Below are 22,691 nucleotides of genomic sequence, written 5' to 3' on the forward strand. Positions count from 1 at the left end.
CGCGCCGTCTCAGAGCGCGCCGTCTCAGAGCGCGCCGTCTCAGAGCGCGCCGTCTCAGAGCGCGCCGTCTCAGATGCGACGCAGGCCGGCGAGTACCCGGTCGAGCAACTCGAGCTGCGGGGCTCCCGTCGGCATGGTGAGCTGGGAGATCTCTACCAGGCGGTCCGCCGCCGCGTCGGCGACGAGCACGCGGACGACGCCCACGGGCAAACGCAGCTCGGCCGCGATCTCGATCACCGACTGAGGCTGCACGCACATCGCGACGATCGACTTCTGTYCGAGAAGCAGGACGGACAGCCGCCCGYGGCCGAGCGGTGTCGTGGTCACCATGGCCTCGAGCGCCAGCAGACGGGACGGGCGCGCCCGGCCGCGGGTCGCCGTGTACGGCCGCACAAGCTCGCCCGACGGCTCCACCGCGTCCCCGTTCACGTGATCACCTGATCACCTGGTCATAGGGGTATGGGGTCATGGKGGATGTCACCTGGTGGACACCTGGTCACACACTTTCGCGGCGGGCCGGGGTGAGCGCCTCCCGGGTCCGGGCGACGAGCACCGTCATCTCGTACCCTACGAGCCCGATATCGCAGGTGTTGGTGGCGAGCACGGCCAGATAGGACCCCTCCCCGACTGCCATGAGCAGCAGCGAGCCCTGGGCCATCTCGACGATGGTCTGGGTGACGTGGCCGCCGTCCACGAAGTCGGCGGCGGCCAGGGTCAGGCTGAACAGACCGGACGCGAGAGAACCCAGCCGTTCCGCCCGCTCCCGCGGGAGACCAGTGCAGACGGCGAGGAGATGCCCGTCCGAGGACGCGACGATCGCATTGGCCACGCCGGGCACGAAGTCGACGAAGTTGTTGACGAGCCAGTCGAGCGAGGGATGCTCGGGATCCGCGCGGGTCACGCGTCCTCCAGACTATGCGAATCAGACGGTGCGAATCAGACGGTGTGGTGTCCGCGCGCAGGCAGGAAGGGTGCGGATGGTCATCCGTCCCCGCCAGGCTCGTCAGGGGTCTCCCTTGACACCACGGGCATGGTGAACGCCTTCGTACAGTCGGCTCAGGCGGCCGCGGATCCGTTCGGGCGCCACCGTCTGCCGTTCCGGGGCCGGCGTGAGCGCCGCTGCCGGGCCGAAAAGGTCGGGACCGGCATCGGGGGGGCGAGCGGTCGCGGACCTGGACGGGGGTGTGCCCAACGGGTCCGGGCCGAGGAGCCCGTGGGTCTGCGGGGCGCGGATCGGCAGCCCGGAGGGGGTCCTGGGACCGTCTGGCCCGATGGGGGGATGGTCACTCACCGCCGCTTCGCCTGAGCCCGGTACCCCACCGACGGTTATCGCCCCGCCTGACCGTGCCGCCCCACCGGCCGCTGAGGGCTCAAGGGACGCGGGTGGCTCAAGGGACGCGGGTGGCTCAAGGGACGCGGGTGGGATGCGCTCCGCGGAACGCGACGGTGCCGGATCTCGCGTGAACCAGTTGAACTTCTCCTCGGGGACCTCGGGGACCTCGGGGACCTCGGGGACCTCGGAGGGCTCGGAGGGCTCGGAGGGCTCGGGCGACCGCACCGCGGCGGCGCGCATCCTTCTGTCCGCCCCACGCTCGCGCCGACGACGGAGCGCGGCCACCGCCTCCTCTATCGGAGGCAGGGCGGCCCCGCCATCCGATCCCGTGGCGGCGCCCGGACGCGACCCGCCACCCGCCTCGGCCGCGGTGGGCAGGTCGGCGTCGTCGGCGAGCTCGTCAACGACGTCGAGATCGACACCGCGCGGCCGGAACCACTCCTCGGTCGGTGTGTAGGAGGTGTAGGAGCCGAGAGCGGCCGGCGGCGTATCGGGACCGCCGAGCGACCCCGCAGGCCCAGCAGGCCCCGCAGGCCCGTAACCGTTCAGGCCCGTCGCACCGGGCCCCGCCAGGCCGGGAGCCGCCAGGCCGTTGCCATGAGACGCGCTGCCATGAGACGCGCTGCCACGAGACGCGCTGCCACGAGACGCGCTGCCACGAGACGCGCTGCCCGCGACGAGCAGCACGGCGGGCAGATGGACGAGCGCGCGAACCCCGCCGGTATCCGAGCGTGCCAGCCGCACCTCGATGTCGTGCCGCGCGGCCAGGCGGGCCACGACGAACAGGCCGAGGCGTTGGGCGATCGAGAAGTCGAACACCGGAGGCTCGGCCAGCCGCTGGTTGGCTGCGGTCAGCTCCTTCTCCGACATCCCGAGGCCGGCGTCGTCGATGATGATGAGCAATCCGCCGTCGTCAAGGCGGGACGCCGCGAGGTCGACCGCGAGGTATGGCGGGGAGAACTGGGCGGCGTTCTCCAACAGCTCGGCGACGAGGTGGACGACGTGGTTGACGGAGTCGGCCGCAACCTGCACCTCCGGCACCTCGATGATCTGGATCCGTTCGTACTGCTCGATCTCGCCGATCGCGGCCTGCAGCACGTCACCCAGCGGTACCGGACCCGCCCGGCGCCGGCCCGGGCCGGCCCCCGCGAGCACGAGCAGGTTCTCGCTGTTGCGGCGCATCCGGGTCGCCAGGTGGTCGAGCTTGAACAGGTTCTCCAGCTGGAGGGGGTTCTCCTCGCTGGCCTCCAGCCGGTCGATGAGCGCGATCTGCCGTTCGATGAGGCTCTGGCTGCGCCGGGACAGGCTCAGGAACAGGGTGTTGACGTTGCGCCGCAGGCCGGCCTGTTCGGTGGCCAGCCGCACCGCCTCGTGCTGCAGCTCGTCGAAGGTGCGCGCGACCTCGCCGATCTCGTCGCGGGAGTCGACGGCGATGGACCGGATCGTCGTGTCGACCTGGTCCGGGTACGCGGTTTGCAGCTGCTCGATCAGGCGGGGAAGGCGCTCGTGGGCGACGTCGAGGGCGCCCGTCCGCAGTCTGCGCAGGGGGCCGGTCATCGTGCGCGCGATCGCCAGCGTCCACACGATCGCACCGGCCATGATAATGATGATCAGCGCGCCGAGGATGGCGGTTCGCTCCCAGGCGGTGGAGCGCAGGTCGCTCGCGGACCCGATGACGTCGTCGAGCAGTCCGGTCTCGACGGTGCGCAGCAGCTCGATGTGGGTGGTGCTGGCCGCGAACCACTGGTCGGGATCGATGCCGAGGTCGGGCAGCCGCTGACGCTGGATGGCACGGTCGGAGGTGCGCTTGACCGTCAGCACCGCCTGACCGTTGACGATCTGATCATAGCGGGTCCGGTCGCTGGGTCGGGCTGCGGCGCGGAACGCGTCCTGGGCCGTCTGCTCCTCGGCGAGGAGACCGGACATCCGTTCGGCGGCGCCGAACTCGAACCGGCCGGTGAGGGCCGCGGCGTAGAGCTGACCGCGGATCTGGGAGTTGATCTCCTTGATGGTCGACAGGTCATTGAGGACCGTGGTGGCGTAGCGGAGCTCGTCGTCGTCCCGGTCCTGCCCGATCCGGCGGTCGAAGGCGAGCAGGCGGCTGATCGTGGTCGAGTACTCGCTCAGGATCGCGCCGATGGGCAGCTTCCCGCCCCGGACGGCCTGACGCAGCGCGGGCAGTGCGGCGATGCTCTGCCGCACCCGCACGGACAGCGGGGAGGCCCCTCGGCCGAGACGGCCGGAGGAGGACCCCAGCGAGGCCTGGAAACGGGTTAGCACCTTGTCCACGACACGCTGCTCGGTGTTCAGCCGGTCGGCCAGCGCCCTGCTGGTCGGGGCGGCGCCACGCCCGCTCATGATGAAGCCCGCGGCGAGGTCCCGCTCGAGCTGCATCTCGTGCACCGCCGCGGTCACATCCCGGCCGAGCCTCGCCGAGGTCACCCCGTGACCGTAGCTGGCCGCGTCGGACAGCCAGGTCACGCCGGCGAGAATCGCTACCGCCAAGAAGGCCGCCATGGGCACCGCCAAGGCCGCGAAGAGCTTCCCGCGCACGGGGAGGTCGTGCAGGCGCAGCCGCCGCCACGGACGCGATCGGAACTCCCCCGCCCCGGTCGTAGCCACGGCGGGGGCCGCGGCCCCGGTCACGGCCCCGGTCACGGTCACGGTCACGGCCCCCGCCGAGTGCCGCCGACGCCGCACCGGGGATGGCTGCTCCCGGTCCCCGGGTGTGCCCGCGCCACAATGCCGGCTCTCGGCAGAGGAGCCCGGCGGGTCATCCGCCGCGACCCGCCTTCTTCCCGGCTGGACCACGAGATCCGTACCTCTCGCCCTCTCGGATCGCCCTCTGGAACTGTCCCGCCAGGCCAGTCCCGGCCCTGGCCGGCAAAGACTATGCCTTGGCCGGCAAAGACTATGTGGGCGCCCGATGTCGCCGCCGGTGGGGTYGCCAGTAGGCTCGCCTGACGATTGGCCCCGTCAATCACCCGCGCTGCTGGACAGCCCGGCTGCGGTTGTTGTCCGACAAACAACTAGTGTCGCCGCTGGCCACTGCCAGCTTTCACTCCTCACCGAGCCGGGCATGCGGGAGCACGATGATCCACGGGTTTCGAAGCACGGTCGCGGGCCTTGCGCTTCTCTCCGCGGTCGTGCTGGCCGCCTGTGGTAGCGGTGGCAAAGCCGAGCCGGCCCGAGTTTCCGGCGAGGTCAAGATCGGACTGCTCGCCCCCATGACCCATGGCGATACCGAGACGGGGCGTGACGCACAACGCGGAGCAGAGCTCGCCAGCCGTCTCATCAACGCCGGCGAAAGCTGGGCGAGCGACGGGACCAGAGACCTCTGGGGGCCAGCCGGCCGGGCCCACCTTTCTGTTGTGACATTGGATACAAGTAGCGATCCGCGCCAGACCGCGGACGCCACGTCACGCTTGGCGACCGACCACGGCGTCGTGGGCATCGTCGGCGCGTTCACCCCCGACGCCACCCTGGAAGCCAGCCAGCGGGCCGAACGCCTGCGGATCCCGTTCGTCAGCGGGGGCCCGTCGCTGACGGCGCTGACCGAACGTGGGCTGAGCTGGTTCTTCCGGATCGGACCCGACGCGGCCGACTACGGCGGCGCCTTCCTGTCCCTGCTGCGTGACGCCGAGCAGCCGGGCCAGGAACGCCGACGCGTCGCCCTGCTCTACACCAACGACGCCACCGGCCTCGATATGCAGGCGACCGTGGCGGAGTTCGCCGAGGAGACCGGTTACCCGATCGTGGCGAGCGTGGCCTACCAGCCGGGTACGGGCCAGCCGGGTACGGGCGATCTGGCCGCCGCTGTCGGCGCCCTGCAAGCCACTGCACCCGACATTGTACTGACGAATATTTCTCCCGGTCAGGGCGCAATTCTGGGAAACACTTTCCGGGATGGTGGATACATACCGCCCGCGGTTGTCGTGTACGGCGACCCGGCGGAGGCCGCCCGACTCGCCGCGGTTCCCGAGTTCGCCGATCGGGTCAGCCGCCAGGTCGCCTGGTCGATGCCCATCGCCCGGGCCAATCCGCTGGCCGCGAGAGTAATCGACCGCTATCTGCACGATTTCGGGGCGCCGATGACCGAGAATGCGGCCGAGGCCTTCACCGCCATGACCACGATCGCGCAGGCAATCGATGACGCGGGCAGTACGGATCGTGAACTGGTCCGCTCCGCGTTGACCGCCCTGAATCTACCCGCGAGTTCGACCATCATGCCGTGGAACGGCGTCCATTTCGACGGAACCCACCAGAACACACTTTCCGCAACAGCGATCGAACAGACCACCGGTACGACATTCAGAACCGTCTACCCCCGCGACCTGGCCACGACGACGGTCAAGTGGCCCGCGCCGGGGACGGCCGTGACGACTGTCGGACACCCATCATCGAGGGCGACGTCGGCGTCACRGTCGACGCCGGGGACCAGGACCAGGACACGGACACGGAACGAGTAGGTACCCGGATCGTTCTCCCCCTGACCCGTCCACGGATCACCTCGCCGGCGCGAGATCCGCCACCAGCACCGGATCGAGGCCGCCGGGGGTGCCGTCCGGCTCGGTCTTCTCCAGCCGGAACCGGGCCGCGCGTCCGTCGAGTTCGAGGACGGCGAGCACACCGCCTGCCACACCGGGCTCGGCGCCGTGGCCGCGGCGCCGTGGCCGCTGGGCGAAGCCGTCACCGGACTGCTGACCATGGTGGCGGTCTGGGCGACCCTCTCCCGGAGACTCCTGTACGCGAGCCCTGGAGCCGCCGGCGGCGCATACCTGGCGGCGCGCACCTGGCGGCCAGGTGGTGCTGGCGACGGCGCCACGCGAGCCACTCCGGGAAGTCGGACGACAGGCTCGTCGTGTAGCGCCGTTCACGGCAGCGCGAGCGAGGATATTCTGGAGGTTTTTGAGCTGGTCCTTCAAATTCGGACCTTCCTTCAGCTATGAGCCGGTCTATGCAACTGTTGCCGCACGGAGGAGATCGGAGGTATGTCGGCTGTAGGGGTTGCGTCGGGGTATCTGGTCGGAGTCGACCCAGGGCGGAGGGATGAATTCGGGCCGGCGATCGTGGCCGATTCGGACGATCCAGCCGTGATGGTGGATGAGCCTGTGATGATATCCACACAGTAGTACCAGATTGTCAAGTGAGGTTCTTCCACCGTCTATCCAATGACGAACGTGGTGAACTTCGCACCATGACGGCGGCCGATCACACCYCGGGAATGAACAGCAGACGTCTCGGGCGATGACGGCGCGGCGTAGGTCCGCGGGTGCGGTGCGGTGGGCCCGTCCGACGTCGAGGGGGACGCTCGCCGCATCGAAGACGACGCGGGTGACCGTGGCGTCACAGGCCAGCCGGCGCAGGACACTGGCCGGCAGGGGTTGACCCCAACTGGTGGTGGCGGGCGTACCTCCCTGGCCGAGTAGTGCCGTCCAGGAGACGGTGACGGTGAGGTGGGGGCGCACGCCGCCGGTGACGGGCAGGGCTGCGGTGGCGAGGGTGCGGTGAAGGAGGTCGACGAGGGCGTCGGCGCGGCGCTGTGCAGGTGTGCGGGGGTCGAGGGTGCCGTCGTCGGCGGGGCGGGGTTTGGCCAGCGGGTCAAGTGCGCTGCGTAGGAGCGCGGCGGCTTCGGCGTCGAGTTCGCCGGTGATACGGGTGCTACCCCCGGGCAGATCGGTGATCCACAGGCCGCGCCGATCCGCGGGGGCGTCGCCCGAATCCTGGTTGCCGTTGCCCGAATCCTGGTTGTCGTTGCCGGGGTTCTGGTTGTCATCGCCGGCCGGGCCCCCTGCGGGGCCGGGAGACGTGCCGGAGTCGGCGCCCTCACGGTCGCCGTTCTGGCTGCCGGTGTTGGCGGGGCCGTCGCCGCCGGGGCTGGTGTCGATGCGGGTGAGTTGTTCCCGCAGGTGCCGGCCAAGACGGGCCAGTTCGCGGGGGTCGAACATCCGGGCCAGCTCCAGCAGGGATGCCTCCGCCGCGGTGTACACCTGCGCGTCCAGGCCGCGGGGGAGAGAACGGATCGTCGTGCGGACCTCGACCGCCTGCTCGACCGTGATCGCGCCGGCGGCCAGGGCCGCACCGGTGGCACTCAGCGGTCCGTCCACGGCCAGGGCCAGGGCCAGATCGACCAGGCGATGGGCGTCCCCCGGCCGGATCCGCAGCCGTTCCCGCAGCAGCGCCGCGGTGCTGGTAGCCCCCTCCCGCACGGCCAGGTTCCGGCCGTGGGCCTCTCGCACCAGCGCGAGCCGTACCGCGGCCAGGCGGGCCAGCTCCACCGAACAGTCGTCCAGGGCGCCGTACAACTCGGCATCCGACAACGACCACACCGGCGCGTCCAACAGGCCGCCGACCTGCTYGGCCACTACCGCCAAACCCGACGGCACCAAATGCTGCCCGAGGGCCGGGCCGGCAGTGATGGTCATGGATCAAGCGTAGATCACACAACCCCCGATGTCGAACTCATGTTCGATTGCCGTAACTAGGTGCTGTGGTCGTAGCGGAAATGAGGACCGGCGTGCTGGTGCGCGCCCTGCGCGAAGATCCCGGTCGCCCTCGGCTTCACGTGTATGGCCGGCGGCCTGCCGGCCGGGACCGTCCCCGCACCCCGCCCGGGCCGCCCTCGACTCCCCCGGCAGCCCGGGGCACGGCCTCGAGCACGGTCCAGAGCCCATCCCGCRCCTGCGATTGTTCACTTCTCCGGTGGAAAATCTGCACCCGCCGCGGACAACGACCCGACACGCTGCTAGCGTCGAAGCCGTGAGGTCGTATGCCGGATATCCGGGACGGTTGCGCGCCGCTCTGCGATGTTCGGGGGGATGCCCGAACATCGGTACACCGAATGGTCACCCATCCCGCACGGCCGCCTTCGACGGGCTGTGTCCAGGCTCCTGACCTTTTCCGTACCACACGATCTTAGGCATTCCGACCGGGCCCCGGGGAAGCGGCCCGGTTCGGCAGCCGGACCGTCCACCGCCGCACCGCGCGAGCAACCGTGAGGAACCGCGGACGAGGACAGCCATCGCGGATTAGTCGCAGAGGCATCGGTGCCCGGCCAGCGCCCCACGGCCGGCGCCCAGTACACCGCCGACACGCCGGCGCCCAGTACACCGCCGACACGCCGGCACCCCACCGCCGACACCGCCAACACCGCCAACACCACCAACACCGCCAACACCGCCAACACCGCCAACACCACTGACACCGAACACCGACTTCGACCCGGGGAGAATCACCCTATGAGCACCGAGAGCTGGTCGTTCGAGACCCAGCAGATCCACGCGGGAGCCCAGCCGGACCCGGCGACCGGCGCCCGAGCCGTGCCGATCTACCAGACCACCAGCTACGTCTTCCGCGACACCGACCACGCCGCCGCTCTGTTCGCCCTCGGTGAGCCCGGAAACATCTACACCCGGATCATGAACCCCACTCAGGACGTCTTCGAGCAGCGCATCGCCGCCCTCGAAGGTGGGATCGGGGCGCTCGCGGCGGCGTCGGGGCAGGCCGCGGAGACGCTGGCGATCCTGAACCTGGCCGAGGCCGGCGACCACGTGGTCTCCTCGGCCAGCCTGTACGGCGGGACGTACAACCTGTTCCACTACACCCTGCCGAAGCTGGGCATCGAGGTCTCCTTCGTCGGCGATCCCGATGATCTCGAGGAGTGGCGGGCGGCGGTACRGCCCACCACGAAGGCGTTCTACGGGGAAACGATCGGCAACCCCCGCGGCGACGTCCTCGACACCGTCGGGATCTCCGAGGTCGCCCACGCGCACGGGATCCCGCTCATCGTTGACAACACCCTCGCGACGCCCTATCTGTACCGGCCGCTGGAGCACGGCGCGGACATCGTCGTCCACTCGGCGACGAAGTTCATCGGCGGCCACGGCACCGCGATCGGCGGCGTCATCGTCGACGGCGGCCGGTTCGACTTYGGCGCCTCCGGCCGGTTCGCGAACTTCACCACTCCCGACCCGAGCTACCACGGTCTAGTCTACTGGGACGCGCTCGGTCACGGCTCGTACATCGCCAAGGCACGAGTGCAGCTACTGCGCGACCTCGGCCCGGCGATCTCCCCGTTCAACTCGTTCCTGCTGCTCCAGGGTCTGGAGACGCTGTCGCTGCGGATCGAGCGGCACACCGCGAACGCCCGGCGGGTCGCCGAGTGGCTCGATGCGCGCGACGAGGTGAGCTGGGTGGCCTACCCGGGCCTGCCATCGTCGCGGTGGTACTCCCGGGCGCAGAAGGTGCTCCCCCGCGGCGCCGGCGCGATCCTGTCCTTCGGCATCGTCGGTGGCGCCGAGGCCGGGAAGAAGTTCGTCGAGGGGGTCGAGCTGTTCAGCCATCTGGCGAACGTCGGCGACGTCCGCTCACTGATTATCCATCCCGCGACGACGACGCACTCCCAGCTCACCGAGGCCGAGCAGACCGCGACCGGGGTCACCCCGGATCTCGTCCGCCTGTCGGTCGGCATCGAGGGGATCGACGACATCCTGGCCGACCTCGATGCCGGGTTCCGTGCGGCCAAGAGCTGAGTCGCGTGGCACCGGTGCGGCCCTTTCGGTCGAACCGGTACCGCCGACGGTCCAACCGATACCGCCGACGGTCCAACCGATACCGCCGACGCCACCGCCCGCCTCCGGGGCATGGCGCGCCGGGATCGACCCGGTGGGACGGCGCCGGTTCGTCGACCTGCCGGGACCGCTGCGGCTGGAACGCGGCGGCATCCTGCCCGGCGTGACGGTGGCCTACGAGACGTGGGGCCGCCTCGACGCCGCGGCCACCAACGCGGTGCTGGTCCTGCACGCGCTCACCGGGGACAGTCACGCCGTCGGCCCGCCCGGGCCGGGCCATCCCACCCCAGGCTGGTGGGATGGCCTGATCGGGCCTGGGCGGGCCCTCGATACCGATCGCCTCTTCGTGGTCTGTCCGAATGTGCTGGGCGGCTGTCAGGGCACGACCGGGCCAGCCAGTCCCGCGCCGGACGGCCGACCCTGGGGCGGCCGATGGCCCGAGATCACGATCTCCGATCAGGTCACGGTGGAGGTCGCCGTCGCCGACGCGCTCGGCATCCGGCGCTGGGCCGCGGTGGTCGGCGGCTCGATGGGGGGCATGCGGGCCCTGGAGTGGGCTGTCGGCCATCCCGACCGGGTCGACCACGCCGTGGTCCTGGCCTGCGGCGCGGCTGCGACGGCGGAGCAGATCGGGTTGTCCGCGGTGCAGCTTCGTGCGATCATCGACGACCCGGCCTGGAACGGCGGCGACTACCACGGCCGGCCCGGCGGACGCGGCCCGGACGCCGGCATGGGTCTGGCCCGGCGGGTGGCCCAGATCAGCTATCGCAGCGAGGCCGAACTGGAGGAGCGGTTCGCGGATCGGACCCGGCCCGACGGGTTGTTCGAGGTCGCCTCCTACCTCGACCACCATGCCGGCAAGCTGGCCGCTCGGTTCGACGCCGGCACTTACGTCGCACTGACCCGGGCGATGATGACCCAGGACGTCGGCCGGGGGCGCGGGGGGCGCGCGTCGGCGCTACGGTCCTGCCCGGTGCCGTTCACCGTCGCGGGGGTCGACTCCGACCGGCTCTATCCCCTCCATCTGCAGGAGTACATCGCCGAGCGCGTCGGCGCGCCGTTGCGCGTCGTCCACTCGCGGCGCGGGCACGACGGGTTTCTGATCGAGACCGAGCAGGTCGCCGCAATCGTCCACGACGCCCTCCGGACGGCCTGACMCGGAACTGATTATCCGCACAGTTTATCCGCACGTTGACGGCACCGCGCGGCACTCTGACGGCACGGCGCGGCACGTTGACGGCACGGCACCCCGGCCCGTCACCTTGAGCGTGTATGAACCGCTGCATGGTGACCCCCTCCGCCGGTCCGCCGGGTGCCCGCCCGGGCGGGCTGTTCGCCACCATCCGCGCGGCCCTGCCAGGCCTGCTCCCGAGCGAGCAGCGGGTGGCCGAAGTGTGTCTGGCCCGTCCGGGGGACGTGGTCGAATGGTCCGCTGCGCAGCTCGCGGAGGCCGCGGGAACATCGACGGCCACGGTGGTGCGCGCCTGCCAACATCTCGGCTTCCGCGGATTCCAGCATTTCCGCGTCGAGCTCGCCCGGGAGAGCGGGGCCGCGGCGCTGCGCGGTGAGATCGGCCGAACGGACGCCGCCGACCCGGTCGAGCGCCTGGTGGACACCGTCTTCGGCGCGGCGACCGCGGTGCTCGCCGACGCGCTCGGCCCGCTGGACCGGTCCCGTCTCGCGCCCGCCGTGGACCTGCTGGACCGGGCCGACCGGCTGCTCGTCATCGGCAACGGCGGATCGGCTCCGGTCGCCCAGGACGCGGCGTTGCGCTTCCTGGGTATGGGCCGGCCGGCCGAGGCGCCGGGCGACTCGATCGCCCAGGAACTCACCGCCCGCCTGCTCGCGCCCTCGGACGTCTGCCTGGTTATCACGAGCAGCGGAGCGAACGAGCCGAGTCTGCGGGCCGCGGAGGCGGCCCGGACCGCGGGCGCCGCCGTCATCGGCATCACCAGCTACACGGCCGGTCCCCTGGCCGAGATCGCCGACATCAGCCTCGTGGYGGGGGCGCCCGACTGGCCCATCAGCTCGGACATGATCGCAAGCCGGCTGGCCTCCCTGCTGCTGCTCAACGCCCTGCAACTCGCGGTCGGCCTGCGCCGCACGGACAACCCGCTGCTGGCCGGAACCATCATGCGGGACGTCCAGGGCCACTCCGTGCGGGCGGAGGACGGCCCGCGGCGGCCCGCGGCGGATCCCGGCCTCGGGGCCGCCGATCCCTACGAGTTCTGACCGATGACCGGTCGGGTCAGGGGACGCGCGGACAGCTACGAAAGCGTCCCACCGGCAAGGCGCTTGGCCGGAGATTCGTTGCGGTAAGTGACTGTCCCCCGTTTCCCGACCGTCATGGACCATTCATCTCGGTACCCGAGACTGCCTCTGTAACGAGGAACCGGGAGGCAGGCGCGCTCCTGGAGCAGACGTACACGGGGTGCTGGGTGGCAGAAATCCGGATCGAGGGCCTCACGAGGCGCTTCGGAAACGTCCGTGCGGTGGACGACGTCTCCCTCGACGTGGCGGACGGCGACTTCCTCGTTCTGCTGGGACCGAGCGGCTGCGGGAAGACCACGCTGCTGCGCATGATCGCCGGCCTGCTGGAGCCGAGCGAGGGACGCATCATGCTCGGCGATCGCGACATCACCCATGTCCCCGCCCGACGGCGCGACCTCGCCATGGTCTTCCAGAGCTACGCGCTGTACCCRCACCTGACGGTCGAACGCAACATCGGGTTTCCGCTGCGGGCCGCGCGCCGCCCCAAGGCGGAGATCGCCCGGCGCGTCCGCGAGGTCGCCGACCAGCTCGAACTCGGCGGGCTGCTCCACCGGCGCCCCCGTGAGCTGTCCGGCGGGCAGCGCCAACGGGTGGCGCTCGGCCGTGCGCTGGTCCGTGACCCCCAGGCGTTCCTCATGGACGAACCCCTCTCGAACCTCGACGCGAAACTGCGCACCGCGACCCGCACCGAGCTCGCCGGACTGCACCGCCGGCTGGGCCGGACCTTCATCTACGTCACCCACGACCAGGTGGAGGCCATGTCGATGGCAACCCGCGTGGTCCTGCTCAACGGCGGCCGCGTGGAACAGGTGGGCAGCCCGACCGAGGTCTACGACACGCCGGCCTCGGTGTTCGTCGCCGGCTTCCTCGGCGCACCGCCGATGAACCTGATCGAGGCCCGGGTGGAGGCCGACGGCGACCTGCTGGCGGTCCGCGCGGACGGGCTGCGCATCCCGCTGTGGCCGGGCTTCGACGAACCCCGCGACGTCATCGTCGGTCTGCGACCCGAGAACCTGACGCTGTTGCCCGGCTCGGCCGAGTCGCCCCGCCCGGCCGAGCCGCCCCACCCGGCCGAGGCATCGACGGCATCACCCGGCTTGACGGCATCACCCGGGTCGACCGCGCAGATCGAAGGTGTCGTGACCACGGTCGAGAACCTCGGCAGCGAGGAGGTGGCCTGGTGCGACGTCCACGGTCAGGCCGTCGCGCTGCGTGGCCCCCGCCCGATCGGACTGGCCGCCGGTGACCGGGCCCGACTCACTGTCGACGTCTCACGGGTGCACCTGTTCGCTCGGGCGAGCGGACGTCGTCTCGCCTGGCGGCCACCGGATCCCCGGGAATCCCTGACCATCCCCGTGCCCGGCGCGCTCGCCGCGTCCCCATCCCCCGCTTCGCCCGCGCCCGCCGCGGTCTGAGCTGCGACCAGACCAACCGGACCAGATCATCGCGATCCGGTCCGTCCGCCATCCCGTTGATCCCGTTGATCCCAACGTCCCGTTGATCCCAAGGAGCATCMCCGTGGCTCGACCACGCCTGCTGCGTGCCGCGGCTGGCCTCGCGTTGCTTGCGGCGCTCGCCTCCGCGTGTGCGACGTCCTCGTCCACACCCACGAGTACGGCCGCGAACGCCAGCACGATCCCCGAACTCTCCMCGGACCAGAAGGTCTCGATCGTCTTCGAAAGTTACAACCTCGCGAACGTCGGGACGTGGAAGCCGGTGATCGAGGGGCTGCTGCGCGACTTCCAGGCCGCGCATCCCAACATCACCGTCAAGGGCCAGCCGCCGCAGAACCTGGCCGGTAGCGCGAACAGCGGCGACTACGTCACCAGCATCAAGAACCAGGTGCTGGCAGGCAGCCCCCCGGACGTCGCCCAGATCACCTTCAACGCGCTGCGCTTCGCCGCCGGCAGCCTCGGCGCCCAGCCGCTCGACACGTTGGTCGGGCGGGAGGCCGTTCAGGCGAACTTCGGCGGCGAACACCCGTTCGCCCCGAAAGCCCGCACCCTCGGCGACGTTGACGGCAAGACCTACGCCGTCCCGTACGTCTTCTCCACCCCGGTTCTCTGGCTGAACAAGACCCTGTTCACCCAGGCCGGCCTCGACCCGGCCAAGCCGCCGAAGACCTGGGCGGAGGTAAAGACCGCGGCGCTTGCCATCAAGGCGAAGACCGGCAAGGACGGGGTCCTCATCGACTGTCTGACGAAGGTCGGGGACTGGTGTTTCCAGAGCCTGGTACGTTCGGCCGGCGGCCGAGTGATCTCCACCGACGGTACCAAGCTGTCCTTCGCCGATCCGCCGGGCGTCGAGGCGGTATCGATGGCCGCCGACCTGGTACACAGCGGCGTGATGCCGAACCTTGACCAGAAGCAGCAGGTCAAGGCGTTCAGCAGCGGTCAGGCCGGGATGCTGCTCGAAAGCAGCTCCCTGCAAGGGATGTTCATGGCCGGCGCCAAGGCGAACAACTGGCAGCTCGACGCCACCCAGGAACCCTCGTTCGGCTCGAAGCCGGTCATCCCCACCAACTCGGGAGCGGCACTGGCGATCTTCAGTAAGGACCCGGCCAAGCAGCGCGCCGCCTGGGAACTGATCAAGTTTCTCACCGGCGACCACGCCTACACCGAGATCTCCTCGAAGATCGGCTACCTGCCGCTGCGGACCGGCCTGATCGACGACCCGAAGAGCCTGCAGGCCTGGGCGAAGGCGAACCCGCTCATCAAGCCGAACCTCGACCAGCTCGCCCGGATCGAGCCGTGGGAGTCCTTCCCGGGTGACAACTACCTCCAGATCTCGGACACGATGATGACCGCGGTCGAAAGCGCCGTCTTCACCGGCAAGGATCCCGCATCCACCCTGGCCGCCGCACAGAAGCAGGCCACCAGCTTCCTGCCCCGGAAGTGACCGCCGTGCCCGTCGTAAGCACCGGGAGCACGGCCACCGCAGCGAGCACCGGGAGCGCCCCGGGCGACGGCGGGGCGCCGCAGGCGCGGCGCGTCCTGTCGCTGCCGGGCACGATCAACCTGCGCGACGTCGGCGGCTACCCGACTGTGCACGGACGCTCCCTGCGCTGGCGCACGCTGCTGCGCTCGGGCACGCTACGCGGGCTCGACGGCCGTGGGCAGRCCATCCTCGCGCAGATCGGGCTGCGCACGGTCATCGACCTGCGCGAGGACACCGAGGTGGCGCACGATCCGGACCAGCTCGGCCGGCTCGCCGCGACGCATCGGCGGGTGCCCGTCTACACCCTGCCGGTCGACCGGCACCAGACGGCCGGCGATCTGCGCAGCCTCTACGACCACGTCGTCGATCATCGAGGGGACCGCCTCACCGCGGCCATGCTCGCGCTCGCCACACCGGGGGCACTGCCCGCGATCGTGCACTGCAGCGCAGGCAAGGACCGCACCGGTCTGGTCATCGCTCTGGCGCTGGACCTCGCCGGGGTGCCAGCCGAGGTGATCGCGCAGGACTTCGCGCTGACCTCGTACTTCCTGCGGGACGAGGCCGCGGCGGCCGTCCAGCGCATCTCCGCCCTGATGTCCACCGACGGCGAGGAGCTGCCGGCCTCGCTGATGGCGAGCCCGCCCGACCTCATCCTGCACGCACTGGACCGTATCCACGCCCGGCACGGGGACACCCGCACCTACCTGCTCGCGCACGGGGCGACGGCGCACGCGCTGGACCGCCTCGTCGAGGCCCTGCTCGTGCCGGCGGAGGCCTCCGACGCCGGGCCGGACTGCGGTCCGCCGACCGCGGGCTGAACCCCAGCCGGTGAGCCGCAGGCCCGAAGTCCCCACCCCTCGGGCCTGCGGCTCACCCCATGCGCCACCCCGCCCGCCCTGAACCCCGCTCCGGAAGGATGTCCATGCCAATACTCCTGGACCCGACCGCGCACACGCCCACCCACATCCTGATCCAGATCAGTGACACCCACATCGTCCGCGAGGGTGAGCTGATGCACGGCAAGGTCGACACGTACGCCGCGCTGCGCACCGTGCTCGACCAGATCGAGGCGTCCACGCTGAAGATCGGCGCCCTGCTGCTCACCGGCGACCTCGCCGACCGCGGTGATCTGCTGGCCTACCAGCGGTTGCGTGACCTGGTCGAACCGGCGGCGGCGCGCCTGGGCACGCCCGTGCTCTACGGCGTCGGCAACCACGACTCGCGTGGCCCGTTCCGGGAGGGACTGCTCGGCGCGGAACCCACGGCGGAGGCTCACGACTACGTGCACTGGGTCGGTGACCTGCGGATCATCATGCTCGACACCACCGAACCGGGCGAGCACAGCGGCTTTCTGAGCACCGCCCAGCTGCGCTGGCTCGCCGACGAGCTGGCCACCGCGGCCCCTGACGGGACCATCCTCGCCCTGCATCACCCACCCGTGCCGTCCCCGCTCGCGATGGTGAACTCGCTCCTGCTCGCCGAGCCGCAGAACCTCGCCGACGTGCTCGCCGGCAGCGACGTGAAGATCGTGCTGGCCGGTCACRCCCACCACGCGTCCGCGGGCGTGCTCAGCGGCGTTCCGGTCTGGGTGGCGGGTGCCACCGCCTACCGGATACGCACCCTCGGCCCGGCCGACCGGATAACCGGCCTGGTGGGGGGCGAGTACACCCGGATCGACGTCTACCCCGAGGGGGCCGTCGCCACCGCGGTACCGATCGCCACCTCCGAAGTGGTCTACGACATGACCCTCGACGAGGTCGTCCAGCTCGCGGCGGATTATCACTGACCCCGTCCGGCACTGACCCCGTCCGGCACCGACCCCGTCCGGTGCGTCGGCCCTTCCCACGCCTCCGGACTTCCCGCGCCTCCGGAAAGGATGCTTCCGAACCGTGTTCGTCGAAATCGCCATCCCGGGGGCAGCCGGCGCCACAGTCCCCGCCGGTGCCGCAGTTTCCGCCGGTGCCGCGTCGCGCGTGCCGGTGCGGGCCGCCCGGCCGTCGCTGGCCCGGCGGATGCTCGCCGCCACCCCGCCCTACCTGTACCTGCTGCCCGGAGTGGCCAGCCTGGTGCTATGGACCTACAAACCGATCATCGAGGCCGTCCAGCTGTCCTTCTACCACTGGAACCTGCTGCCGAACTCGCCACGGACCTACGTCGGTCTGGACAACTACCGGCAGATCTTCACCCTTCCGCAGCTCCGGGGCGCCGCGAAGAACACGCTGTGGTACATCCTCGGCCTGGTTCCGTTCGCCATCGTTCTGCCCACCGCCATCGCGCTGGCCATCCGGGACCTGGGCGGTCGGTCGCGCACCGTCTACCGGGCGCTGGTCTTTCTGCCGATGCTGGTCGCGCCGGTCCCCGCCGCCGCGGTCTGGCGCTGGTTGCTGGATTCCAAAGGGGTGGTGAACCACGCCCTCGGGCTTGGTGACTACAGCTGGCTGCGGGAGGAGCGGACGGCGCTGATCGCCATCCTGGCGATCTGCGCGTGGCAGATCCTCGGCTTCGCCACCCTCGTCATCTCCGCCGGACTCACCGGCATCAGCAGTGATTACGCCGAGGCCGCCGAGATGGACGGGGCGTCGCGCTGGCAGGTCACCCGGTGGGTGACTCTGCCGATGCTGCGCTCGACCCTGCTGTTCATGCTGCTGATAACCGTGCTGCTGTCGGGGCAGTGGACATTCCCACTGCTCGACGTGCTCACCCAGGGCGGCCCCGCCGACTCCTCGACCAACATCTATTACCTGCTCTGGGAGTTCGGTTTCCGCAGCCTGGACTCCGGTCTGGCCTCCGCGGCGGGCATCGCGTTCTTCCTCGTCTTCGCGGTGGTGGCGGCAGTGCTGGTCAAACTGGCCGACCGGTACAGCTTCRCTGACAACTGACCCGGACCCTCGGCGACCGGATTTCTCGACACACCCCGGTCCCCCGATCCAAGGATGCGCACACGATGAGCAGCATGCGGATACCGCGGATACCCCACTGGCGGGCCGCGGCCAGCCATCTGATGCTGGCCCTACTGAGCCTGATCAGCCTGTTTCCGGTGTACTGGATGTTCGCCACCTCCTTCCGCCGGCCGGACGACATCTTCGACCAGTCGCTCCTGCCCTGGCCGCTGAGCCTCGCGAACTACCGCTACGTCTTCGACAGTCTCGACATCGGCGTGCTGCTCGCCAACACCTTCACGATCGCCGCCGTCACCGCCGCCGGYCAGCTCATGATGTCCCTGCTCGCCGCCTACGCCTTCGCCGCCTGGGAGTTCCGCGGCAGGACCCTGTTCTACCTGGCGTTCGTGGCCACCTGGCTCATCCCGTTCCAGGTGACGATGATCTCGAACTACCTGGTGCTGTCGAACCTGGGCCTGCTGAACACGCTGGCCGGCGTCATCGTGCCGAACCTGTGCTCGGCGCTCGCGGTGCTCATGCTCCGCCAGCACATGCAGGCCTTCCCCCGGGAGCTGCTCGACGCGGCCCGCATCGACGGGCGGGGTTCATGGTCCACATTGTGGACGGTCGTCGTGCCGAACCTGCGCCCGGCGCTGGCGTCGCTGTCGATCCTGCTGTTCATCACCGCCTGGAACGAATATTTTTGGCCGGCGCTGGCGCTGCAGCGGGCGAACTCCGTCATCCAGCTGGGCATCCGCGGTTTCCTGACCCTCGAGGGCGACAACTGGGGCGCCGTGATGGCCGGGTCCGGCCTTGCCTGCCTGCCCGTCTTCGCCCTCTACCTGGTCCTGCAGCGCCAGGTCGTCGACGCGTTCGTGCGCTCCGGCCTGCGCTGACCGCGCTGACCGCTCCGGCCTACGCTGACCGCGCGGCCCCGTTTCCCGGCGGCAGCTCCTCGCCTCTTGCCTCTTGCCTATCCAAAGGAAGCCGGCCGGCCGGGTGACGGCGATCCAAGGTGGGCCGCGAAAGTGGGCCGCGAGATCGGAGAGCTCCGTCAGACGGACGGGGTGACCATATCGTCGGCGATCCGCTCGATCCTGGCCCGCAACTCGGCCAGGGGGAGCCTCAGGTCGAGCACGTACGTCACGAGCCCGATGGGCGTGGGACCCCCGATCCGGCTCCGGATGACGTCGCCACGACCGCCGGGCTGGCCGTCGGCCCGCTCCGAGCCGGCGTAGACGAGCCATCCCTGCCGGGCGCCGAGCCGGGMACAGTAGGCGATCATCTGGTGGTACACGTGTGCGCGCGCGCCCTGTCGGATCGCGAGCCGGTACTTCGCGTCGAGGACAACCGCCGGGATCATCCGCCCGCCCGGGCCCTCCGGCCGGTACAGCACGAGATCGGGGCACATCTCCAGCGTCCGGTCCTCGTCGAGGTGGTGGGTGCGGTCCTGCAGGCGGACCTCACCGCCGCGGTKGGTGAGGACCTCGTCGACGGCGTGGGTCACGAAGTCCTCGAAGACCTCCCACATCTTCACCACGAAGCCGTCCACCCGGAGCGTCTCCCCGTCTTCCCGTTCGAAGGAAGACGAGCGCAAGACCGTCTCGGCGAGCCGGAGCGCCGCATGGTAAGGCGCGTTCACCCGGGTTGGCACCCAGTCCGGCGGCTTGAYGGGGCCGTGCGCCGGCTCGGCCACACCGTCCAGGGCGGCGGCGATACGGCGCAGCTCCTGGGCGGTGGCCGGTGCCACCCCGGCCAGGGCGAGCAGCGAGCGGGTGGCGGCGAGCAGCAACCGGTTCTCGGCGGTGTCGACGGTGCGCTCGTCATAGCGCACCTCGAGGGGGAACATCACCCCGGACCGTTGCCGGAGCTGCGCGGACTCGCGCAGCCGGCCGCGAAGGACGGGAAGCGCCGCATCCACCTGCCGATAGCCTCGCGGCACCCCGTGCGCGAGCGCCCGCGAGGCGGTTCGGGCGAACGCCGCGGCGACCGCGGGCAGAAGATCCGGTTCCTCCGCCGCCTGGACCTCGTCCTCGAACCACCTGCCGCGATCCTGCGCGTAGCCAAGCAGAAACAGCAGACGGCGGATGGTGACCTTGGGTCGGATGCGAACCTCGAACGTATCCTCGCCCGACCCGAGGCGCACGGTGCCGACCAGGGCGTTGTCCTTGACCTCGCAGGTACCGTCGGCACGCCGTTGCCGCACCTGCGCCACCTCGCTGGCATCGAGCGCATCGGCCTGGCCCGGGCTCAGCTTCCGCCGCTGCCACCCGGCGCCCTCGGTCAGCTCCACCGGCGCAAGCATGGCATCAGCCTGCCGCGGGGCCGGGGATGGTGTTCGCGGGGACTCCGGCGGCCGGAACCACCGCGGCCGGAACCACCGCGGCCAGGCCGAGGGACTGCCGCAGCGCCGGTAGGCCGTACCGGGCCGCGAGATCGATGGTCTCGCCGACGTGGTGTTCGGCCAGCAGCGGCAGGATCTGATGTTCCCACACCCGGTCGAGGCCGTCGGCACTCTGGTGGACGCGGTCGCGCATCAGATAGGACGGGCCGATGCGGGCGTCCGGGTCGTCGATGCGGCGGTTCAGCTCGCCGAGCAGGCGGGCCGCCTCGTCGGGCAGGTCGCCTGCCGCAAGCCAGCGGCGCAGCACGGACGCGGTCGGTTCGACGTCCGGATGGAGCCCGACGAAGGTGAACCGCCGGCGCAGCGCCTGGTCGAAGGCGGCGATCGAACGGTCCGCGCTGTTCATCGTGCCGATGATGAACAGGTTCTTCGGTAGTTGGAAGTCGCGCGTGTCCGCGGAGGCGTACTGGGTGGTGACGGCCTCCCCGCGGTATTCCAGCAGAAAGTACAGCTCACCGAAAATCCTGGCCAGGTCACCCCGGTTGATCTCATCGATGATCAGGAAGAACGCCTGGCGGGGATTGAGCTCGGCGGCGGTGGCGAGCCGGCGCAGCGGACCGTCCACGAGCTCGAAGGACATCCGGTTGGTGGTGGCCGCGTCACCGTCGCCGCCCTTCACCTGCACCGGACGGAAACCCTGGAAGAAGTCCTCGTACATATAGGACGGATGGAACTGGACGAGGGTGACGTTCTCGCGCCGATCGTCGGCGAGATGCCAGGCCAAGCGCCGGGCGAGGTACGTCTTGCCGGTGCCGGGCGGGCCGTAGAAGATGAGCTGCGGCCGGTCCCGCAGAAGCTCGACGCACCTGCGCAACCAGTCCCGGCTGTAAAAGAGGCCGTCCGCGAACTCGTCCGTGACCTCGCGCAGATCGTCCCCGCCGAGGGCCTGGCCGGCGAGGGCCTGGCCGGCGAGGGCCTGGCCGGCCAGGTCGGCGTCGGCGCTCTGGGGGGCGGCCCCCGTCGTCGCGATCGATGCCACCGGCGCGGGCGCGGGCACCAGGGCGTCGAGGTCGGCGACGAAATCGGAAAGATCGACGATGCGCGCTTCCGCGTTGCCGAGCAGGGCCGCCACCCGATCGGGTAGATCGAGGTAGTTCACCGGCTCGTCGGCGTTGCGCCAGTGGACCGGCCGTTGCAGGTCCGCGACGCCCCCGACGCTCGCGACGAACACCGGCGGTCCGAGGATCTCCCCGACGTAGTACTCGTCACGGTCGTTMACGACGACGAGGTCGTTCTCCCGCATCCGGCTCAGGAAGGCGTGGTACTCGCTGGTGAGCCGGCCGCGCCGGGCCGAGGTGAGCGAGGCGTGTTCGCGGTCGACCGCCCGGCGCACCTGCTCCCGGTCGACCCCGGGCCGCACCTCCAGCCGGTCACCGGGCAGGGAACAGACCTCGTCGGCCAGCCAGAGATCCCGCGCCAGCGAACGGCCACGCCGGTCCGCGCCGCGCACCAGCCAGGCCCGGCGAGGGATCCGCTCCGGCGCGATGGACTCGACGAGCATGCGGAGGTCGTCGAGCGGCAGCCGCAGCTCGCCGGCAGCCCGCCCCGCCGTCAKGTCGCCGACCTCGACCTCGAACCAGTCCAGCCAGTCGCGATACTCGTCCTCGGTGAAGAGGGCCTCGCGCGGCGGCCGGCCCGCCGGGTCGAGTACGCGCGACCAGCCCTCGGGGCGGAAGCCGCACAGATGGCGGACGAGGCCATCGACCGTCAGATCGGCCACCGTCGAGAGATCCGTGACGCTGACCCAGGTCTGTTCGGGCAGCACCGCGAGGACGTCGTCCACCAGGCCAAGGCTGCTCCGGTGTTCCCGCCAGTAAGTGTTGTGCTCCGTGACATCACGCCACCACGCGGCCTCGTCCGGGGACGCCCGCAACGCATCCCGGCCGATTCCGGTAGCCTGCCACCGGCGGTTGCTCTCACTCAGATGACCGGCCCTGGCCAGGTAGACAGCGCCCCGCAGGACGAGTTTCCTTGCGACGGCGCTCCGCGGGTCGTCACCTGATCCGCGCCGCCATCCGGGATCGGCGCCAGCATCGGACGCACGCATCCGCATCCACAGCTCGTCCGGAGACGCCTCGCCGACCTCCGCCAAGATCCGCATAACCCGGTACAGCAGCCCGCCGATGATCTCTAGCTGATCCGCCATGCACCCGCCCCCGAGACGATCCACCCGCAGGATCTGATCGGGAGCAATTATTCATCAGGTCATCAGACAACGACGAAGCACTCATAGCGAACGAAACTTCCACTACCCAGAGTGATCATTCTGGTGAGCCAGCCAGGCCGTCCGGAGAGGT

Annotated in this window: 17 protein-coding genes; 10 read left to right on the forward strand and 7 right to left on the reverse strand. The window is 70.5% G+C overall.

Features of this window, described 5'->3' with window-relative positions:
- Positions 1-69 precede the first annotated feature (69 nt).
- From CcI156_RS05625 to CcI156_RS05635, 3 genes are all read right to left on the reverse strand, one after another.
- Positions 70-429 carry a DUF742 domain-containing protein gene (locus CcI156_RS05625; RefSeq protein ID WP_076804615.1) on the reverse strand — a complete coding sequence of 120 codons (360 nt, stop codon included), beginning with the start codon at positions 427-429 and terminating at the stop codon, positions 70-72.
- A 67-nt stretch (positions 430-496) separates the two neighbouring features.
- Complete coding sequence (locus CcI156_RS05630; RefSeq protein ID WP_011437212.1) at positions 497-901, reverse strand: roadblock/LC7 domain-containing protein; 405 nt, start codon at positions 899-901, stop codon at positions 497-499.
- Between the two features lie 102 nt (positions 902-1,003).
- Complete coding sequence (locus CcI156_RS05635) at positions 1,004-4,003, reverse strand: nitrate- and nitrite sensing domain-containing protein (protein WP_236707291.1); 3,000 nt, start codon at positions 4,001-4,003, stop codon at positions 1,004-1,006.
- 422 nt (positions 4,004-4,425) lie between these two features.
- On the opposite strand from CcI156_RS05635, the gene CcI156_RS05640 reads away from it, so the two are divergent.
- Entirely contained in the window at positions 4,426-5,802 is a 1,377-nt protein-coding gene (locus CcI156_RS05640; RefSeq protein WP_076804617.1) for an ABC transporter substrate-binding protein, read from the forward strand.
- A gap of 36 nt (positions 5,803-5,838) precedes the next feature.
- On the opposite strand, the gene CcI156_RS27375 is transcribed toward CcI156_RS05640, so the two are convergent.
- Together CcI156_RS27375 and CcI156_RS05645 are read right to left on the reverse strand one after the other, a co-directional pair.
- Positions 5,839-5,973, reverse strand: coding sequence for a hypothetical protein (locus tag CcI156_RS27375; protein ID WP_023840763.1), 135 nt, complete (start codon positions 5,971-5,973; stop codon positions 5,839-5,841).
- Positions 5,974-6,288: 315 nt separating this feature from the next.
- Positions 6,289-7,758, reverse strand: a complete 1,470-nt coding sequence (locus tag CcI156_RS05645) for an HNH endonuclease signature motif containing protein (protein WP_076804619.1) — start codon at positions 7,756-7,758, stop codon at positions 6,289-6,291.
- 813 nt (positions 7,759-8,571) lie between these two features.
- Between CcI156_RS05645 and CcI156_RS05655 the strand changes: the two genes are divergently transcribed.
- The 9 genes from CcI156_RS05655 (at position 8,572) to CcI156_RS05695 (ending at position 18,886) form a co-directional block, all read left to right on the forward strand.
- Entirely contained in the window at positions 8,572-9,864 is a 1,293-nt protein-coding gene (locus CcI156_RS05655; protein WP_076804622.1) for a bifunctional o-acetylhomoserine/o-acetylserine sulfhydrylase, read from the forward strand.
- Positions 9,836-11,059: a homoserine O-acetyltransferase gene (locus CcI156_RS05660; RefSeq protein ID WP_082456677.1), complete on the forward strand. Its 1,224-nt coding sequence runs from the start codon at positions 9,836-9,838 to the stop codon at positions 11,057-11,059. The genes CcI156_RS05655 and CcI156_RS05660 overlap by 29 nt, the downstream gene beginning before the upstream one ends.
- Positions 11,060-11,187: 128 nt before the next feature.
- Positions 11,188-12,135 carry a MurR/RpiR family transcriptional regulator gene (locus CcI156_RS05665; protein WP_175637543.1) on the forward strand — a complete coding sequence of 316 codons (948 nt, stop codon included), beginning with the start codon at positions 11,188-11,190 and terminating at the stop codon, positions 12,133-12,135.
- Positions 12,136-12,341: 206 nt separating this feature from the next.
- A complete protein-coding gene (locus CcI156_RS05670) occupies positions 12,342-13,589 on the forward strand; it encodes an ABC transporter ATP-binding protein (RefSeq protein ID WP_011437220.1) in 1,248 nt (415 codons plus the stop codon).
- 103 nt (positions 13,590-13,692) lie between these two features.
- Positions 13,693-15,072: an ABC transporter substrate-binding protein gene (locus CcI156_RS05675; protein WP_076804626.1), complete on the forward strand. Its 1,380-nt coding sequence runs from the start codon at positions 13,693-13,695 to the stop codon at positions 15,070-15,072.
- 5 nt (positions 15,073-15,077) lie between these two features.
- Positions 15,078-15,929, forward strand: coding sequence for a tyrosine-protein phosphatase (locus CcI156_RS05680; protein ID WP_076804727.1), 852 nt, complete (start codon positions 15,078-15,080; stop codon positions 15,927-15,929).
- A 104-nt stretch (positions 15,930-16,033) separates the two neighbouring features.
- On the forward strand, positions 16,034-16,897 hold the full coding sequence (locus CcI156_RS05685) for a metallophosphoesterase (protein ID WP_076804628.1): 864 nt from the start codon (positions 16,034-16,036) through the stop codon (positions 16,895-16,897).
- A 103-nt stretch (positions 16,898-17,000) separates the two neighbouring features.
- Positions 17,001-17,990, forward strand: coding sequence for a carbohydrate ABC transporter permease (locus CcI156_RS05690; protein WP_076804630.1), 990 nt, complete (start codon positions 17,001-17,003; stop codon positions 17,988-17,990).
- A gap of 65 nt (positions 17,991-18,055) precedes the next feature.
- Positions 18,056-18,886 (forward strand): carbohydrate ABC transporter permease, encoded by an 831-nt coding sequence (locus CcI156_RS05695; protein WP_011437225.1) that lies wholly within the window; start codon positions 18,056-18,058, stop codon positions 18,884-18,886.
- A 158-nt stretch (positions 18,887-19,044) separates the two neighbouring features.
- Here CcI156_RS05695 and CcI156_RS05700 read toward each other — a convergent pair whose 3' ends face one another.
- Positions 19,045-20,295 carry an McrC family protein gene (locus CcI156_RS05700; RefSeq protein WP_076804632.1) on the reverse strand — a complete coding sequence of 417 codons (1,251 nt, stop codon included), beginning with the start codon at positions 20,293-20,295 and terminating at the stop codon, positions 19,045-19,047.
- A gap of 4 nt (positions 20,296-20,299) precedes the next feature.
- Complete coding sequence (locus CcI156_RS05705) at positions 20,300-22,540, reverse strand: McrB family protein (RefSeq protein WP_076804634.1); 2,241 nt, start codon at positions 22,538-22,540, stop codon at positions 20,300-20,302.
- Between the last annotated feature and the right edge of the window lie 151 nt (positions 22,541-22,691).

Source organism: Frankia sp. CcI156, from assembly GCF_001983015.1.
GTDB lineage: Bacteria > Actinomycetota > Actinomycetes > Frankiales > Frankiaceae > Frankia > Frankia casuarinae.